The sequence below is a fragment of the Niveispirillum sp. FG156 genome (genome assembly GCF_057809555.1).
The window spans coordinates 1-16,212 of sequence record NZ_JBMDKE010000072.1; the positions used below are offsets into that span (position 1 = coordinate 1).

Below are 16,212 nucleotides of genomic sequence, written 5' to 3' on the forward strand. Positions count from 1 at the left end.
CTGCCTCCCCGGCGAAGGCCGGGGCCCAGGGGTCACAGGCTCAAACCTCGAAGCTCCGCTGATCGACGCTGCTGACAGGTCGGGCGCTTGGCCCCTGGGCCCCGGCCTTCGCCGGGGAGGTAATCTATGAGTTTCAATGGGTTAGAAAGACCATGCCCTGAATCTCAACGCACCCTAGAGCGGTTTCCGGTCAACGGAAACACGCTCTAGGGGTGGGCATCACCGGGGTCACCGGGGGATGGGCTTGCGCTTCATCTTGAAGACATAGGAGATGATTTCCGCCACCGCCTTGTAATGATCGGTGGGGATTTCCTCATTCACCTCTGCCGTTGCATAAAGCGCACGGGCCAGGGCAGGGTTGGTGATCAAAGGCACATCATGTTCCTCCGCGATTTCGCGGATGCGCATGGCCAGATGGTCGACGCCCTTGGCCACGACAGTCGGCGCGCCCATCACGGCAGGATCATATTTCAAGGCAACGGCATAGTGGGTGGGGTTGGTCACCACAACGTCGGCGGTGGGAATATTGCCCATCATACGGTTGCGGGCGCGTTCCATACGCAGTTGCCGGATCTTGCCTTTGATCAGCGGGTCACCTTCCGCCTGTTTGAACTCTTCCTTGATCTCCTGCTTCGTCATGCGCATTTGCTTCATGAACGTATAGCGCTGATAGATATAGTCGGCGCCGGCCAGCGTCAGCAGCACCAGGATGACCGCGAAAATGATCTTGGCGGCCAGATGCTGCGTCTCCTTCACGATGTCGATGATCGACATCGAAATGAAGTGATCGACCGAATCCCAGAGGGGTCGCAGCATGATGTAGACAACGATGGAGACGATCACCAGCTTGGCCAGCGATTTCAGGAACTCCACCAGATTCTTCATCGAGAATTTCTGCGCCAGGGCAGGCAGAGGATTCAGGCGGTTCAGATCAAACTGAAACAGCTTCTCCGTCGTCACCAGAAACCCCACCTGCACGATAGAGGCGGTAACACCAGCGATCAGCAGGATGACCAGCGGCACCACCATTGAGATCAAGGTGCTGGTGATCAGGTCGGTGAAGACATTGGACAGCACGCCCCCGTCAATGACGATGGCATGCGGTTGCTCAATAAAGGGTTTTATGGATGCTGATATCCGTCCGAAAGACCAGGGCAGGACCATCAGGATCAGGACCAGTGACGCCGTGAGCACGAACAGGTGGGTGAATTCCTGCGACTTCGGGACCTGACCTTTATCACGGGCTTCCTGAAGCCGTTTGCCAGTAGGTTGTTCTGTTTTGCTGTCGTCATCCTGATCTTCAGCCATGGCGCGCCCTCCCCATCACAGCTGCAGGATATTGACAAGCTGACCCTCGAACCGGGTCAGCCAGAAGGTCATCAGTGCCGTCAGGCTGAGGCCCAGCAACAACAGGCCCAGCAGGATCTGGATCGGTGCACCGACAAAGAACACCTGAATCTGCGGCACCATACGCGAAATAAGGCCAAGACCCAGATAGAACAGCAGCCCGATCACGGTAAAAGGTGCCGAAAGCTGCATCCCGATCAGAAAGCTGTCGGCCATCACACGCGTCAGATGCTGTGCCACATCGCCGATAGGCAGCCATTGCCCCGGCTGAAACAGCGAATAGCTGTCAACGACCGCCAGCAGCAGCATGTGATGCATATCGGTGGCAAAGATCAGCATCAGGGCCAGCACACCCAGGATGGAGGAGATCGCATTGCCCGGCGATGACATGGCCGGATTGAAGGCCTGCGCCGCGGAAAGCCCCACCTGATTGGCGATCAGCATCCCCGCCGTTTCCAGCGCCGCCATCAGCATGCGGGTAATAGTCCCCAGAAAGATGCCGATCATCGCCTCCGAAATGATCAACAGCGTCAGATCAGCCGGACTGGCCGGCGGCTTCGGCATGGATGGCAGCAGAATGGGCAGCAAGATGAACGACACGGCCAGCGCGAACAGCAGACGGATGCGGGGCGACACGAACTGCTCGCCATAGCCGGGCATGATCAGAAAGGCGGAACCCAGCCGCACGAAAATCATCAGGAAAGCATAGACGGACCCGCCCAGGATCGCATCCAGCGACATCAGCCATCATCCCCGTTATCGACGCCGGTCCCCACCGCGATGATGCGGTCCATGATCCGTTCGGTGAAAACCTTCAGATGCCCGTTCATGAAGGGCAGCAGGAACACCATGGCCGTGAACAGGATCAGGATTTTCGGCACGAAGGTCAGCGTCTGTTCCTGCAATTGCGTCAGCGCCTGGAACAGGGAAATGGCAAGGCCGACCACCAGCGCGATCAACATCAAGGGCAGGCTGACGATGATCGTGGTGAACAGCGCATCGCGCACGATCTCGATGGCTTCGGCCTCATTCATGATCCGGTCCTGGCCCCGCCGTCACATCGGCATGCGCAGGATTTCCTGATAGGCGGAAATCACCTTGTCACGCACATTCACCACCGCCTGCAGGGTCACCTCGGCATTGGTGACGGCATTCACCACATCGGCCAGATCGGCCTTGCCCAGAACGCCCTTGGCCGTCATCTCCTCGCCCTTGTGCATGGTCTGGATGGATTGCCCGACCGCACTTTCCAGCATGTCACCAAAGGACGGCCCCTCCGTCGGGCCGGACCGGGAAGGCGCACTGAGGCCGCGGGTGGCGGCACTGGCATAGGCGGCGGCGGCACCGCTGATGGGAATGGCCATGGCTCTGTCTCTTCTGTCCGGAGGGGCGGGTCAATCAGTTGGAACGCAGCAGGTCGATGGTACGCATGATCATGGAACGGGTGGCGTCCAGCGTGTTCAGGTTCGCCTCGTATGAACGCTGCGCCTCGCGCATGTCCATGCTTTCCACCAGCGAATTGACATTGGGCAGCAGCACATAGCCATCGGCATCCGCCGACGGGTGGCCGGGATCGTACCGGCGCTGGAAGTCGCTGCGGTCCACGTCGATCTTCTTGACCTGGACCAGATCGGTTTCCATCTGCTTGTCCAGCGCGTTCTGAAACATCACCACCTTTCGGCGGTACGGCAGATCGCCCGGCGACGGGGCCGTGGAATTGGCATTGGCCAGGTTTTCGGCGATGACGCGCAGGCGGGTGCCCTGCACCTTCATGCCGGCGGCCGATGCCGCCATCGAATTCATCAGATCCATGTTCCGTTCCCCCTAACAGCCAGCAGCAGCGCGCATTAACGCGGCGGCGTCATCGCGGTTTTCAGCATGCCAACCTGCTTGCGGTACAGGTTGGTGACGGTCTGGTACTCCATGGCGTTCTGGCCGACCTTCATCATCTGTTCTTCCAGGACCACGGCATTGCCGGCGGGCGCGGTTTCATAGGGGTTGCGTTCCTGCCCATCCTTGAAACCCGTCTTCGACACGATGGTGCCGGACAGATGACCATTCTCGCCACCGGCCAGCGGCATGCGGGCTGTTTCGCGCAGCTGCTTCTTGAAGTCGAACTGCACAAGATCGTGGGGACGGAATTCCGGCGTATCGGCGTTGGAGATGTTCTTGGACAGAACCTCCTGCCGCTGATTATGCCAGGCCATCTTGTCCGACATCAGGCGGAATATGCCGCTATCCTTCAGATCCATGGCTATACCCTTCTTCCATCCTTGCCCATGAAGGCACCCGACAGGCACCTTCTCCAGACCAAATTTAATGCAATTTCCGCGCCATTTTCGGCTGTTCTGGTGGGTTTTCGGCCACCCCGCCCGCCTTTTGCGGGGACAAAACCACGGGGCCAGGGGCGGCCCAGCGGTTTTCATTCCCAACATAGCGCAAGTGCGACGCCAAGGAACGTGAAATCGCATGCGCGAAGCCGCCTCGCACAGGACAATCGCATCTGCTAGGATGCTTTCTGCCGCAAGGGTGGTTTCGCGCCCGGAATGGCACATCCGACAAGGGCCATGCCGTTGCCTCCACCGCCAGAAAGCCCCCCACCCGCCCCCGCCCGCCGACAGGTGGCCGTGGCCCTGCGGCATGAACGGGGCGATCCCAGCCTGCCGCGCATCGTGGCCAGCGGACATGGCGCGGTGGCCGAACAGATCCTGGAACTGGCCTTTGCCCATGGGGTAAAGGTGCGCACCGATGCTGACCTTGCGGAAATTCTTGCCGCCGTCGATGTGGAAAGCGAAATTCCCATTGAAGCCATCGCCGCCGTGGCGGAAATCCTTGCCCATGTGTACCGCGCCAATGGCACGCTGAACGAACGCGCCGGCGAACTTGACCTGAAGCCCCTGGATCGGCCGACAACGCCATGACCGACAATCCCACCATCCCCACCCTGCCCGCTCCCGACGATATCGGTCAGACGCTGGACAGCCTGCTGTCGCTGCTGACCCAGGGCGACAAGACCCTGGGCGAAGGAGAGATGGTCGATCTCTATGGTCTGGAGCGGGAGGTGAAGCCCATCCTGGACACCATCCTGGCCCTGCCGCCGCCACAGGCGCGATCGCTGCTGCCCCGGTTGGAACAGGTGATGGCGGCGCTGGATCAGGTGGCAGGCACGCTGGAACGCGTGCATGGTGACAAGCTGGGGGGACGGGAGACGCACGCCACCCGCATGCGCGCCGCCCAAGCCTATCGTACCGGCAAGGATATGTGAATGGACGCGGCCAATTACCTGCGGCTGATCCTGGCGCTGGGTGCCGTTCTGGCGCTGATCGCGGTTTTCGCGGTTCTGCTGCGCCGTTATGGGCCCGCCGCCGGGCTGGCCGTACGCCGGAAAGGTGATAAAAGGCTGAGCGTGGTGGAGGTGATGGCGCTCGACGCGCGCCGCCGGCTGGTGCTGGTGCGGCGCGACGGGGTGGAACATCTGCTGCTGCTGGGCATCGGGGAGGACCGGGTGGTGGAGACGGGGATCATTCCGCCGGGGGATTTCAAGGCGGCGCTGGACCGCCAAGAACAGGCGGGGTCCGCACCATGATGGCGCCTATGCTGTTGCTTTGCCGCCGCCTTGCGCTGCCGCTGCTGGGCCTGATGCTGCTGTCGGCGGGGCCGGCGGCGGCGCAAAGCCTGTCACTCGACTTAGGTGACCAGGGGGCCAGCGGCACGGGCCGCATCATCCAGTTCGTGATGCTGCTGACGGTGCTGTCATTGGCACCCAGCATCCTGATCATGATGACCTGCTTTGTCCGCATCACCATCGTGCTCAGCTTCCTGCGCTCGGCGCTGGGCACCATGCAGGTGCCGCCCAATCAGGTGCTGGTCAGCTTGGCCATGTTCCTGACCTTCTTCATCATGGCGCCGACGCTCCAGGCCTCCTATGACCGGGGCCTGCGCCCGCTGATCAATGAAGAGATCGACGAGATCACGGCCTTCAAGCGGGCGGTGGAACCGTTCCACGCCTTCATGTCCCGGCACGTGCGCGAACGTGACCTTCAGCTGTTCATGGACATGTCAAAGACGGCGCCCGTTGCCAAGCCGGAAGATGTGCCGATCCATGTCCTGATCCCATCCTTCATGCTCTCGGAACTGAAGCGCAGCTTTGAGATCGGGTTCCTGGTCTTTGTACCGTTCCTGGTGATCGACATGGTGGTGTCATCGGTGCTGATGGCGATGGGCATGATGATGCTCCCACCAGCGATGATCTCACTGCCGTTCAAACTGATCTTCTTTGTGCTGATCGATGGCTGGTACCTGATCGTCGGATCGCTGGTCCAGAGCTTCGGGGAGCTGTAGGAACCCAACCGCGGCTCCGCGGATTACGGCTTCGCCTAATCCGCGCTACGATTGCTTCGGGCTGAGGCGTAGCGCGGATTAGCGCAGCGTAATCCGCGGAAACCCCATGCCAATTGATCAGGAATTCCGCCGTGCCAGGAAGGCCAGACGTTCGAACAGGTGGACATCCTGTTCGTTCTTCAACAAGGCACCATGCAGCGGCGGGATCAGCTTTTTCGGGTCGCGCTGACGCAAGGTTTCCGGCGACACATCTTCCACCAGCAGCAGGCGGATCCAGTCTAGCAGTTCCGAGGTGCTGGGCTTCTTTTTCAGGCCCGGCACGTCGCGCACCTCATAGAACAGGGTCAGCGCGTCGCGCAGCAGCTCAGCCTTCAGGTCCGGGAAATGCACCTCCACGATGCGGGACATCGTGTCGGCGTCGGGGAAGCGGATATAATGGAAGAAGCAGCGGCGCAGGAAGGCGTCGGGCAGCTCCTTCTCATTGTTTGAGGTGATGATGACCACGGGCCGCTTGGCCGCCTTGATGGTCTCCCCCGTCTCGTAGACGAAGAATTCCATACGGTCGAGTTCCTGGAGAAGATCGTTCGGGAACTCGATATCGGCCTTGTCGATCTCATCGATCAGCAGGACGGGCGGCTCTTCCGCCTCGAACGCGTTCCAGAGCGGACCCTTGCGGATATAGTTCTTGATGTCCTTGACGCGCGGGTCGCCCAGCTGGCTGTCGCGCAACCGGCTGACCGCGTCATATTCGTAAAGGCCCTGCTGCGCCTTGGTCGTGGATTTGACATGCCAGGACAGCAACGGTCGGCCCAACGCCTTTGCCACCTCCTGCGCCAGAACCGTCTTGCCGGTGCCGGGTTCACCCTTCACCAGCAGCGGACGCTGCAACGTGATGGCGGCATTCACGGCGACGCGAAGGTCATCGGTGGCGACGTAATCCTGGGTGCCTTGGAAACGGGTCATGGTCTCTGCTGCGCTCGGGCCATTGGGTTAGCGCGGCATCATTGCCGGAACGGCCCGGAATGGCTACCCTGAAAACATCGTCACACGGAGGCCCCGGACATGCGGCAGGTTCTGAACGACGTCACGCCCGAACAATTATCAGAGATTTTCCAACGGCTTGGTATCGTGCCGGGTCAACGCCTGCGCATCACACTAGAGACGCTGGACGAGGATGTGACCCTGCCGGGCGATGAGGAGGAAGAGGCGGCGGCCTTTGACTGGGCGCTGGAAGAGGTGGAACGGGCTTAAGGTCAGGCCAGCCGTAGGTCGGGGTGAGCCGAAGGCGAACCCCGACATCATTGGTGCCGTCGTTCGTCGGGGTTCACTCTCGTTCACCCGCGACCTACGGGACGGTTCAGGCCTCACCTTAATCCGACAAACTCTACCCCCGTTTCCAGGTCGTTCCCTTCGGCCCGTCCTCCAAGATCACACCTTGGGCGGCCAGATCATTGCGGATGCGGTCGGCCTCGGCAAAGTTCTTGGCCTTGCGGGCGGCCAGACGGTCGGCAATGGCCTGTTCGATGGCGGCGTCATCCAGGCCGGACGCGCCCGCCGGCTGCCACTTGAACCAGGCTTCCGGGGCTTGCGTCAGGAAACCCAACAGGTTGGTGGCAGCCTTAAGCGCGGATGCGGCAATCATACGCCCGGCATCGTCACCCGCCTTGTGGTAGGCATTGGCCAGTTCATGCAGGACAGAAATAGCTAGCGGCGTGTTCAGATCGTCCAACAGGGCGGCCATGAACTCCGCCGGGATGTCACCCGCCGGCACATCGCCCGCCGCGCGCAGCACCCCGTACCAGCGATCCAGCGTCTGACGCGCCTGGGCCACCTTCTCCTTGGTGAAATCCAGCGGCTGCCGGTAATGGGCCGACAGGATGGCCAGACGCAGCGCCTCACCCGGAAACGCGTCCAGCAGCTCGCGCACCGTGTAGAAGTTGCCCAGGGACTTGGACATCTTGTCGCCGGCGATGGTCAGGAAGCCGGAATGCAGCCAGACATTGGCCATCACGGCGGTGCCATGGGCGCAACGGCTCTGCGCGATCTCATTCTCATGGTGAGGGAAGATCAGGTCCAGGCCGCCGCCATGGATATCGAACACCTCGCCAAAATGCGCCGCCGTCATGGCAGAGCATTCGATATGCCAGCCGGGGCGACCCTTGCCCCAGGGGCTGTCCCAGCCGGGTTCGCCATCCTTGGCCGGCTTCCACAGCACGAAATCGGCAGGCGACTTCTTATAGGGGGCAACCTCCACCCGCGCACCGGCGATCAGCTCATCCTGGCTGCGGCGTGACAGCTGGCCATAATCGGTCATGGCCGGCACATGGAACAGGGCATGGCCTTCGGCTGCATAGGCAAAGCCCTTGGCGATCAGCGCCTCGATCATCGCGATCATGTCGCCGATATGCCGCGTGGCGCGCGGTTCGATATCGGGGCGCAGCAGGCCCAGATCATCCATATCGGCATGGAACTGCGCCGTCGTGCGCGCCGTCACGCTGTCAATGGGTTCGCCCGACTGGTGCGACCGCTCGATGATCTTGTCATCCACATCCGTGATGTTCCGGGCGTAGGTGACCGTCGGATAAAGGTGCTTCAGCAGGCGGGCCAGCAGGTCGAAGGCGCTGAAGGTCCTTGCATTGCCGATATGGGCATAGTCGTAAACGGTCGGGCCGCAGACATAGAGCTTCACATGGGTCCGGTCGATGGGCGCGAACACTTCCTTGGTCCGCAGCAGCGTGTTGTAGAGCGACAGGGTCATGGGAGCAGGCTTTCCGTCAGCAGAAAGGTCGTCATTAGAGATAATAGCAGCGGGTCAGGCCGTACAGCCCGACAGCCGTGCCAGCGCCCGTTCCCGCCCGATCAGCGGCAGCAGGGTCTTCAGCTCCGGCCCATGATCATGGGCGGTCAGCGCCCGGCGCAGCGGCAGGAACAGGCCCTTGCCCTTGGCCCCCGTGGCCGCCGACACGGCCTTGGTCCAGACACCCCAGGTCGTGTCATCCCAGGCACCGTCGGGCAGCAGTTCTGCGGCCTTGGCCAGAAACGCGGCATCATCGACCAACGGCGTCACCGCCTGCTTGGTCACGGCCCACCATTCCTGTGCATCCGACAGGCGCGACAGGTTGGGCCGCACGGCCAGCCAGAACGCCTCGTCCACGCCCACCATGCCCAGCGCGACCAGACGGTCGGCAACAGCACTGAAGGGGGCGGCATGCAGGACCTGCGCGTTCAGGCGCATCAGCTCATCAGCATCGAATTTCGGCGTACCGCGCCCGAACTTGGCGAAGTCGAAGCCGTCGGCCAGTTCGGACAGGCTGCTGGCCGCGGCGATGGCGTCCGATGTGCCCAGCCGCGCCAGATAGGCGGTCAGGGCCAGCGGCTCCACCCCCTCTTCGGTGCGCAGCGACCGCACGGACAGGGAACCAAGGCGCTTGGACAGCCCCTCCCCCTCTGATCCCGCGACCAGGGGCAGGTGGGCGAAACTGGGGACGGCACCCTTGCCTTCGACGCCGATCATGGCCTCGAACAGCTGCACCTGCACCGCCGTGTTGGTGACATGGTCCTCACCGCGCACGATATGGGTGATGGCGAAGTCCAGATCATCTACGACCGACGTCAGGGTATAGAGCGGGCGTCCATCCTCGCGGATCAGCACGGGGTCCGACAGGTCGGCACCTCGGAAATGCTTGTGCCCCTGCACCAGATCGTCCCAGGTGATGTCGGCATGGTTCAGCTTGAACCGCCAATGCGGACGCCTTCCTTCAGCTTCAAGCCGCGCGCGGTCAGCATCGGTCAGGCGCAGGGCAGAGCGGTCATAGATAGGCGGGCGATGCTGGGCCAGCATGGCCTTGCGCTTCAGGCCCAGTTCTTCCGGCGTCTCATAACAGGGGTAAAGACGCCCGGCAGCCTTCAACGCTTCTGCTGCCTCGGCATAGCGACCATAGCGGTCGGACTCGCGGGCATGGCGGTCCCAGGTCAGGCCCAGCCAGGTCAGATCCTCAGCAATCGCATCGGCGAAGGCCTGGGTGGACCGTTCCTCGTCCGTGTCGTCCAGACGGAACATGAAGCTGCCGCCATGCCGGGCCGCGAACAGCCAGTTCATGATGGCGGTGCGGACATTGCCGATATGCAGATGGCCGGTCGGGCTGGGCGCGAAGCGGACGGCGACGTTCATGGCTCGGGATCAGGCTGGTCAGGGGAAAAGATGGGCGTGCAGCGATAGCATGGGCGCTATCAACAGGGCACGAAAATCTCTTCCGGCTGATCCAATCCCCGCACGTCATGCACGCCGACCGACCGCATGGCGCGTCCGGAACAGCCGGCAAAGGCCGTGGAGACCACGAAATGGCTGTCCAGCACCTTCGCCACCTCCAGCAAACGGCTGGCCAGATTGACGGCGGGGCCGACCACAGTGAAATCCAGCCGGCGCTTGCCGCCGATATTGCCAAAGGCGACATGGCCCAGATGCAGCGACAGGCCGTAATCGATCCGGCTCTGCCCGCTGGGGCAGGCCTCGTTCCAGGCGGTGACGGCATTGTGCAAGGTGGCGGCGGCGGCCAGGGCATGGCCACACGCCTCACGCGGGTTCATCATATCAGCCGGGAAGATGGCCAGCATGCCGTCGCCCATGAATTTCAACACCTCACCGCCATGCGCCTCCACCGCGTCCACGGCAAGGTCGAACCAATGGTTCAACCGCTCCAGAACGGTGGTGGACAGGTTGTCGGCGGTGAAACGGGTGAAGCCGCGCAGGTCAGCGAACAGGATGGCGGCAAAGATATGGTCGGAATCACCGCGGGAGATCTGCCCCGCATAGACCCGGTCACCGGCCCCGGCGCCCAGATATGTCGCCAGCAGGTCGCGCGCGATGTTGCGCACCACGCGGGCCTCCAGGATCGGCGACACGGCGGCCACGATATGGGTCAGGTCGGTAATGTCCTGATCGCTGAATGCCGTGCGTTTGGCCGCAAAGGACATGGCCGCCGACCGGTGCTTGTCCTGCACCTGGATGGGCGCGATGAAATAATCCTGGAACCCTTCCCGCTTCAGTCGGGCCAGCAGCGGCATGTCGGTATCATCCACCGCCAAGCGCAGGCGATACGGCTCCCCCGTTTCATCCACGCGGTGGACAGGGGAATTCAGATATTCCGACATGTCGGTATCGACACGGTTCAGCCGGTGCGTGCCGGTGGCCTGACCACACAACCAGACACGCCCCTCCCCCACCACTTCGGGATGGAGCAGTTCCAGATTGAGCGATACGCGACCGATGGGAATGCCGGACGTGGCAATCCGGTCGACCAGTTGTGCGAACAGCAGGTCGATATCGAACAACTGGTTGCCTTCAAGCAGCAACCAGTCGGCGATGGAACGGACGCGGTCGGACAGGAAGGCGTTCAAGGGGCGGGCTCTCCGGCAACGGGCGTCCTAAGATTGGGGCGGCAACCCATTCGGCGCAAGTACCGGTTAACGCAGGCGTGGCCTGACCAAATCAGATGTAACCCGCCCGATACACACGGAAATTCCGCACCCGCAGATGGCTCTGCGTCGTCCGCAGCGCGAAATGGCCGCTGGTCAGGGGGGCCGGGTCCTCGAAATCAAACAGCAGCCGGTCATCCCGCCAATAGCGGATGCGCGACCCGACAGCGGCCAGCGTCACCGTCTGCCAGACATTGCCGACCAGCATATCCGCCGGCAGCCGCCGGTCATTCTCCGGCAGCAGGGGCCGATCACCCGCCCGCCCCGTATAACGGCGAAAGCGCGTGGTGCTGTTGGAATTGCCGCCCTGGCCCACATAATAAAGGACCAGATCGTCATAATCCTCGAACTTGCCCGTCCGCGCTTTGGCCAGTGCATCGCCATTGGCCGCACCCGGATCATTAGCCATCCAGAAGGCGTTCAAGTCCGACAACCGGTCATTCGGGCCCCCTTGCGCCACCATCAGCGCCTCATACCGGATGGCGATGGGACCGGACAGACGAGACTTGAACCACAGCGACGTTCCCGCCGGCACATCGATATCCAGAACACCATCGACAGCGGTTACGGTGCCCGGCCGGTGGGCCTGCAACAGCCACTGGCCCAGACCGTCACGGAAGTCATCTTCATGGATGACCTCCCCCAGCGACAGGCCGGAGGGTGCAGCGATGGCCGGGCGCACGGCGGAAAGGGCGGCGGCGGAAAGGAGGAAGGTGCGGCGGTGCATAAGGTTAAAGCCTGATCTGACGCAATGTAGAGCCGGCATTGACCGGCAGTTCGAACAGCGCACCGGCACGAACCAGCGTCGCCGCCTGACATAGTTTAAGCCAGCACAACAGCAGACGCGCCGTCTTCTCCAGCGTGGTCAGCTTCTGCCAGGCCGCAGCCATGAAATAGGCTGTAACCTGGCTGCGATGGAGGGCAAGGCGTTCAGCAGGGCGCCGCGCAATCATCTGATCCAGTGTCAGGATGGACCAGCCGCCTTCCGCGCCAAGAATCCCAAGCCATTCCACATCCGGCGTATTGGCGGGAAATCTATCCCGCAAGGCCACGGCAATGTGGCCGTCACCAGCGACCAGAAGCTGGATCGATCGGGCCATGACGGGCGGCAGGTTGTTATCCAGCAACCGCTTCACGCCGCCAGCCGCCTTTCAAAGGCGACAGCCTCTCGCACGGCGGCGACCGGCACTTCATAGAGCCGGGCCACCTGATCGACGGAACCTTCCGCCGTAACAGCATCCGCCAGGGTCCGGGTGGTTACGCCGGCACCTGCTATCATGGGACGGCCAAATGCGTGTGCCGGGTCCAGCACCACGGACTTGGCTTTCCCCATCGGCCACCACCGGGCAGCAATGCCGTCGGCGTCGAAATCCAGGTCCTTCAGACTGGGCTCGATCACGCGACCAAGCGCATATTGCTTGCGTAACAGGTCGATCAATACGGGTTCAACCTGTTCACCATCAAACTCATCCGCCACCCGCAAGAAGATGGAGCGACCATCGGTCTGGAACCGCGCACTGGCAAAGGGATGGGAAAGCCCCGTCACCTCTCGCGCAACGCACAATGCCTTGCGGATCGCATGCAATGACAAGCCAGCTTGCAGAAAAGCCTCGACAAAGCGCAGTTCCAGCAAGTCGCGAAAGCCCAACTCTATATCTTTGCCCAGACGCGGTACCTGCGGCTGCCACAAGGGATCAGACCATTGACGCTGCCCATCACGCCGATAGGCATGGCCCAAAAGCCAACGGCGGATACGCGTAGCAGGCACAGCGATCAGCTTTTCAGCTTCCGACGCCGTGTAAAGGCCGATACCGATCAGGTTCGGTCCGTCTGCCTTTGCTGCCACGAAATTCATGCGATTCTTGTCCAGCAATCATTCATTTTAGGATAGGATGGAAAGTCACGGGACGCAATCACCCCCCACCCTTCTCCGTCCTGAGCCGCGCCCAGTAATCCTGGCGTTTCTTGATCTCCCGCTCAAATCCACGTTCGACGGGGCGATAGAATTCGCGCCGCCCCATCTCTTCGGGGAAGTAGTTCTGGCCGCTGAACCCGTCTGCCGTGTCATGGTCGTAATTGTAGCCATGACCATAGCCCAGCTGCTTCATCAGCTTGGTGGGGGCGTTCAGGATATGTTTGGGCGGGGACAGGCTGCCCGTCTCCTTCGCCGCCCGCACGGCATCCTTATAGGCGGTATAGGCGGCGTTGGATTTAGGCGCCGTGCCCAGATAGACAACAAGCTGCGCGATGGCCAACTCGCCCTCCGGGCTACCCAGCCGTTCATAGGCTTCCCACGCCGCCGTCGCCTGGGTCAGGGCCGCCGGGTCGGCCATGCCGATATCCTCCACCGCGAAACGGGTCAGGCGCCGCGCGATGTAGCGCGGGTCCTCGCCCCCGGCCAGCATGCGGGCATACCAGTACAAAGCCGCATCCGTGTCCGACCCGCGCAGAGATTTATGCAGGGCAGAGATCAGGTTGTAATGCCCCTCCTGCGCCTTGTCATAAAGCGGCATGCGCCGCTGCACCGCTGCCGCCAGGGCGTTTGTGTCCAGGATCTTGTCCGCCGGCAGGGCGAACAGCTCCTCACACAGGTTCAGGCAGTAGCGTCCATCACCATCGGCCAGCGCCTTGACCGACGCCCTTGCATCCGCGTCCAGCGGCAGGGGCCGCCCCTCCTCCGCCTCCGCCCGCTGCAACAGATTTTCCAGGGCGGCATCGTCCAGACGGTTCAGGACAAACACCTGCGCCCGCGACAGCAAGGCGGCGTTCAGTTCGAAACTGGGGTTTTCCGTCGTGGCCCCCACCAGGGTGACGGTCCCATCCTCCACATAGGGCAGGAACCCATCCTGCTGCGACCGGTTGAAACGGTGGATTTCGTCGATGAACAGCAGGGTGCCCTGCCCCGCCTGCCGGCGCGACTTCGCCGCCTCAAACACTTTGCGCAGGTCGGCCACACCGCTGAAAATCGCCGACAGCGGTTCGAAATGCAAATCCGTGGTCTGGGCCAGCAGCCGGGCGAGCGTGGTCTTGCCGCATCCGGGTGGCCCCCACAGGATCATGGAGACCAGCCGGCGCGCGCGGATCATGCGGCCAATGGGGCCGTCAGGGCGCAGCAGGTGATCCTGCCCCACCATCTGATCCAGGCTTTGTGGCCGCAGCCGGTCGGCCAGCGGCCTTGGCGCCTGTGCTTCAAACAAACCCGACACGTGGCAAATCCCTGATCAGCCGATCCCACTCCGTTCCCATCATCCCAGATTGGGTGCGGTAACGGCAATGTCCATGGGCGCACACCGGCCTCAACCGTCAAGCGGCCTACATCTTAGGTGTATGACCAATATTGCTGATAAATTGAAAATACTATGTTCATATGCCCGCTAAAATCCACGTGAAAGGCTGAACCATGACGATGATGCCCCAGATCAAGCATGTCATCTACTACATGCTGGAGAACCGGTCTTTCGACAATATCCTGGGCTGGCTGTACGAGAATGGTGACCAGCCGAAACAGGTGATCGGTGGCCGCCCCGATGATCGGCGGTTCCATGGATTATGGGGTGGCGGGTATTACAATTGCTTTGCTCACGACCCCGATACGCCGCACATGGTACAGCGCGGCGTTTTCCAGGACGGTGTTCCGCATTTCGACCCGCATGAACCGCATGCACATGTGAATATTCAGCTTTTCGGCCCACGGGACCCGCAATCACCGCTCCCGCCGGGCACCCCGGCCACCATGGCGGGTTTCCTCCAGGATTATTCCACAGCCTTGAAGGGAACGCTGGCGCCGGTGGCCGACATGGGCGGCGCGCTTGGTGAATTGGCAAAAAGGCTGAGCCATCAGATCAGCCCCGACGAGGCCTTGCAGATACTGGAGACCAACAGCCCGGAGGACCTGCCTGTCCTGAACGGCCTGGCCCGTAATTTCGCGGTTTCCGATCTGTGGTTCGCGTCGGTACCGACCCAGACCTTCGCCAACCGGGCCTTCTCGGTCTGCGGCAACTCCCAGGGGTTTGTTGACAACCAGACGACGCTGCTGGGCTATAAGCCCGACAGGTTTCAAACGCCCAGCATCTGGGACGTGCTCTGCCGCAACGGGTATGACAAGCCATCGGACTGGATGATCTATCACCAGACCCGGCAATTGGGCGTCTATTGCCTGACGGAATGCGCCTTCGACATTCCCGATCACCACACGCATCTGACCGATGCCAGTGCGCTGTTCCAGGCGATTACAGACGATACGCTGCCCCGCTTCAGCTATCTGGAGCCGTCCTGGCTGCGCCATAATCTGGTCAGCAACGGCAATTCCTTCCACCCACCGGGTGAGAACGGGCCGGGCGAGGATTTCCTGAAGCAGCTCTATGACGCGCTGACCGCGAACCGGAAGGTCTGGGAAAAGACCCTGCTGGTCATCAGTTTCGATGAACATGGCGGCACCTATGATCATGTCCCGCCGCCCTGGGGCGCCACCCCGCCCTGGGGGACGGGTCAGCCGCCCTATCCCCTGGAACAGGGCTTCGGGTTCGACCGGTTCGGCGTGCGCGTGCCCACGATCTTCGTCTCGCCCTATATCGAGGCGGAAACGGTGGTCCGGTCATCCACGCCGGTACCGTTCGACCACACGTCGGTCATTGCCACCATCCTGACCTGGATGGGGGTACCACGGGCAGAGTGGGGCCTTGGCGCGCGCGTGGACAATGCCCCGACCTTCGAACAGGTGATCAACCGCGACACACCGCGCCAGGATGTGCCACCGGTCAACCTGTCCCCCCCGCACGCCGCCATCCTGCGCGATCCGCCGCCGCCATCGCAAAGCCCGATCACACCGTTGCAATTGAAGGTGCTGCCCCTGCTGCTCCAGCGCTTGCATGGCGGCACGCTGACCGCCTTGACCCTGGATCTGGCCATGATGCGCGTGCTGGAACATGGACACACGGTGGAAGCTTTGATCAACGGGATCGAAGCGGAAATCGCGCGTGTCCAGCAACCCTAGAGCTGTTTTCGGTTGACTGGAAACAGCTCCGGCGGCGACTGCCGCCGCGCCGGGCG

The 16,212-nt window shown here is 62.1% G+C and carries 20 protein-coding genes; 6 read left to right on the forward strand and 14 right to left on the reverse strand.

Annotated features, from left to right (window positions below):
- Positions 1 to 228: 228 nt before the first annotated feature.
- From flhB to flgB, 6 genes are read right to left on the reverse strand one after another with little or no spacing between them, the layout of a single operon-like run.
- Positions 229 to 1,308, reverse strand: a complete 1,080-nt coding sequence (flhB, locus tag ACODSP_RS27530) for a flagellar biosynthesis protein FlhB (RefSeq protein WP_488968710.1) — start codon at positions 1,306 to 1,308, stop codon at positions 229 to 231.
- 15 nt (positions 1,309 to 1,323) lie between these two features.
- The gene (gene fliR, locus ACODSP_RS27535) at positions 1,324 to 2,088 is read right to left on the reverse strand and encodes a flagellar biosynthetic protein FliR (protein WP_102111087.1); all 765 of its coding nucleotides are present in this window, start codon (positions 2,086 to 2,088) and stop codon (positions 1,324 to 1,326) included.
- A complete protein-coding gene (fliQ, locus tag ACODSP_RS27540) occupies positions 2,088 to 2,381 on the reverse strand; it encodes a flagellar biosynthesis protein FliQ (RefSeq protein ID WP_054169560.1) in 294 nt (97 codons plus the stop codon). Before fliQ ends, fliR begins: the two co-directional genes overlap by 1 nt.
- A gap of 21 nt (positions 2,382 to 2,402) precedes the next feature.
- Positions 2,403 to 2,711, reverse strand: coding sequence for a flagellar hook-basal body complex protein FliE (gene fliE, locus ACODSP_RS27545; protein ID WP_102111085.1), 309 nt, complete (start codon positions 2,709 to 2,711; stop codon positions 2,403 to 2,405).
- A gap of 34 nt (positions 2,712 to 2,745) precedes the next feature.
- A complete protein-coding gene (gene flgC / locus ACODSP_RS27550; protein WP_054169562.1) occupies positions 2,746 to 3,159 on the reverse strand; it encodes a flagellar basal body rod protein FlgC in 414 nt (137 codons plus the stop codon).
- 35 nt (positions 3,160 to 3,194) lie between these two features.
- Positions 3,195 to 3,599: a flagellar basal body rod protein FlgB gene (gene flgB / locus ACODSP_RS27555; RefSeq protein ID WP_488968711.1), complete on the reverse strand. Its 405-nt coding sequence runs from the start codon at positions 3,597 to 3,599 to the stop codon at positions 3,195 to 3,197.
- A gap of 315 nt (positions 3,600 to 3,914) precedes the next feature.
- Between flgB and ACODSP_RS27560 the strand changes: the two genes are divergently transcribed.
- From ACODSP_RS27560 to fliP, 4 genes are read left to right on the forward strand one after another with little or no spacing between them, the layout of a single operon-like run.
- Positions 3,915 to 4,268 (forward strand): EscU/YscU/HrcU family type III secretion system export apparatus switch protein, encoded by a 354-nt coding sequence (locus tag ACODSP_RS27560; protein WP_054169564.1) that lies wholly within the window; start codon positions 3,915 to 3,917, stop codon positions 4,266 to 4,268.
- Entirely contained in the window at positions 4,265 to 4,612 is a 348-nt protein-coding gene (locus ACODSP_RS27565) for a hypothetical protein (RefSeq protein WP_054169565.1), read from the forward strand. Before ACODSP_RS27560 ends, ACODSP_RS27565 begins: the two co-directional genes overlap by 4 nt.
- On the forward strand, positions 4,613 to 4,933 hold the full coding sequence (locus ACODSP_RS27570; RefSeq protein ID WP_488968712.1) for a flagellar biosynthetic protein FliO: 321 nt from the start codon (positions 4,613 to 4,615) through the stop codon (positions 4,931 to 4,933). It begins immediately after the preceding gene.
- The gene (gene fliP, locus ACODSP_RS27575) at positions 4,930 to 5,688 is read left to right on the forward strand and encodes a flagellar type III secretion system pore protein FliP (RefSeq protein ID WP_488968713.1); all 759 of its coding nucleotides are present in this window, start codon (positions 4,930 to 4,932) and stop codon (positions 5,686 to 5,688) included. Before ACODSP_RS27570 ends, fliP begins: the two co-directional genes overlap by 4 nt.
- Positions 5,689 to 5,805: 117 nt before the next feature.
- Here the strand turns inward: fliP and ACODSP_RS27580 are convergent, their stop codons facing one another.
- The gene (locus ACODSP_RS27580) at positions 5,806 to 6,651 is read right to left on the reverse strand and encodes an AAA family ATPase (protein WP_488968714.1); all 846 of its coding nucleotides are present in this window, start codon (positions 6,649 to 6,651) and stop codon (positions 5,806 to 5,808) included.
- A 99-nt stretch (positions 6,652 to 6,750) separates the two neighbouring features.
- On the opposite strand from ACODSP_RS27580, the gene ACODSP_RS27585 reads away from it, so the two are divergent.
- Positions 6,751 to 6,939: a hypothetical protein gene (locus ACODSP_RS27585; protein WP_054169569.1), complete on the forward strand. Its 189-nt coding sequence runs from the start codon at positions 6,751 to 6,753 to the stop codon at positions 6,937 to 6,939.
- Between the two features lie 133 nt (positions 6,940 to 7,072).
- Here ACODSP_RS27585 and cysS read toward each other — a convergent pair whose 3' ends face one another.
- From cysS to ACODSP_RS27620, 7 genes are all read right to left on the reverse strand, one after another.
- Entirely contained in the window at positions 7,073 to 8,446 is a 1,374-nt protein-coding gene (gene cysS / locus ACODSP_RS27590; protein ID WP_488968715.1) for a cysteine--tRNA ligase, read from the reverse strand.
- A 54-nt stretch (positions 8,447 to 8,500) separates the two neighbouring features.
- The gene (gltX, locus tag ACODSP_RS27595) at positions 8,501 to 9,859 is read right to left on the reverse strand and encodes a glutamate--tRNA ligase (RefSeq protein ID WP_488968716.1); all 1,359 of its coding nucleotides are present in this window, start codon (positions 9,857 to 9,859) and stop codon (positions 8,501 to 8,503) included.
- Positions 9,860 to 9,918: 59 nt separating this feature from the next.
- Positions 9,919 to 11,085, reverse strand: a complete 1,167-nt coding sequence (locus tag ACODSP_RS27600) for an adenylate/guanylate cyclase domain-containing protein (protein WP_488968717.1) — start codon at positions 11,083 to 11,085, stop codon at positions 9,919 to 9,921.
- A gap of 91 nt (positions 11,086 to 11,176) precedes the next feature.
- Positions 11,177 to 11,890: a DUF6250 domain-containing protein gene (locus tag ACODSP_RS27605; RefSeq protein ID WP_488968718.1), complete on the reverse strand. Its 714-nt coding sequence runs from the start codon at positions 11,888 to 11,890 to the stop codon at positions 11,177 to 11,179.
- A 4-nt stretch (positions 11,891 to 11,894) separates the two neighbouring features.
- Positions 11,895 to 12,299 (reverse strand): PIN-like domain-containing protein, encoded by a 405-nt coding sequence (locus ACODSP_RS27610; protein WP_488968719.1) that lies wholly within the window; start codon positions 12,297 to 12,299, stop codon positions 11,895 to 11,897.
- The gene (locus ACODSP_RS27615; protein ID WP_488968720.1) at positions 12,296 to 13,036 is read right to left on the reverse strand and encodes a DUF433 domain-containing protein; all 741 of its coding nucleotides are present in this window, start codon (positions 13,034 to 13,036) and stop codon (positions 12,296 to 12,298) included. Before ACODSP_RS27615 ends, ACODSP_RS27610 begins: the two co-directional genes overlap by 4 nt.
- Before the next feature lie 40 nt (positions 13,037 to 13,076).
- On the reverse strand, positions 13,077 to 14,369 hold the full coding sequence (locus ACODSP_RS27620) for a replication-associated recombination protein A (RefSeq protein ID WP_488968721.1): 1,293 nt from the start codon (positions 14,367 to 14,369) through the stop codon (positions 13,077 to 13,079).
- A 194-nt stretch (positions 14,370 to 14,563) separates the two neighbouring features.
- Here ACODSP_RS27620 and ACODSP_RS27625 point away from each other — a divergent pair, with 194 nt between their 5' ends.
- On the forward strand, positions 14,564 to 16,156 hold the full coding sequence (locus tag ACODSP_RS27625; protein ID WP_488968722.1) for an alkaline phosphatase family protein: 1,593 nt from the start codon (positions 14,564 to 14,566) through the stop codon (positions 16,154 to 16,156).
- Positions 16,157 to 16,212 lie beyond the last annotated feature (56 nt).

Coding starts and splice junctions, on each gene's coding strand:
- fliP (WP_488968713.1), top strand. CDS start 4,930: ATGATGGCGCCTATGCTGTTGCTTTGCCGCCGCCTTGCGCTGCCGCTG.
- ACODSP_RS27585 (WP_054169569.1), top strand. CDS start 6,751: ATGCGGCAGGTTCTGAACGACGTCACGCCCGAACAATTATCAGAGATT.
- gltX (WP_488968716.1), bottom strand. CDS start 9,859: ATGAACGTCGCCGTCCGCTTCGCGCCCAGCCCGACCGGCCATCTGCAT.
- flhB (WP_488968710.1), bottom strand. CDS start 1,308: ATGGCTGAAGATCAGGATGACGACAGCAAAACAGAACAACCTACTGGC.
- ACODSP_RS27580 (WP_488968714.1), bottom strand. CDS start 6,651: ATGACCCGTTTCCAAGGCACCCAGGATTACGTCGCCACCGATGACCTT.
- ACODSP_RS27605 (WP_488968718.1), bottom strand. CDS start 11,890: ATGCACCGCCGCACCTTCCTCCTTTCCGCCGCCGCCCTTTCCGCCGTG.
- ACODSP_RS27625 (WP_488968722.1), top strand. CDS start 14,564: ATGACGATGATGCCCCAGATCAAGCATGTCATCTACTACATGCTGGAG.
- ACODSP_RS27565 (WP_054169565.1), top strand. CDS start 4,265: ATGACCGACAATCCCACCATCCCCACCCTGCCCGCTCCCGACGATATC.
- flgC (WP_054169562.1), bottom strand. CDS start 3,159: ATGGATCTGATGAATTCGATGGCGGCATCGGCCGCCGGCATGAAGGTG.
- ACODSP_RS27570 (WP_488968712.1), top strand. CDS start 4,613: ATGGACGCGGCCAATTACCTGCGGCTGATCCTGGCGCTGGGTGCCGTT.
- fliQ (WP_054169560.1), bottom strand. CDS start 2,381: ATGAATGAGGCCGAAGCCATCGAGATCGTGCGCGATGCGCTGTTCACC.
- flgB (WP_488968711.1), bottom strand. CDS start 3,599: ATGGATCTGAAGGATAGCGGCATATTCCGCCTGATGTCGGACAAGATG.
- fliR (WP_102111087.1), bottom strand. CDS start 2,088: ATGTCGCTGGATGCGATCCTGGGCGGGTCCGTCTATGCTTTCCTGATG.
- cysS (WP_488968715.1), bottom strand. CDS start 8,446: ATGACCCTGTCGCTCTACAACACGCTGCTGCGGACCAAGGAAGTGTTC.
- ACODSP_RS27560 (WP_054169564.1), top strand. CDS start 3,915: ATGCCGTTGCCTCCACCGCCAGAAAGCCCCCCACCCGCCCCCGCCCGC.
- fliE (WP_102111085.1), bottom strand. CDS start 2,711: ATGGCCATTCCCATCAGCGGTGCCGCCGCCGCCTATGCCAGTGCCGCC.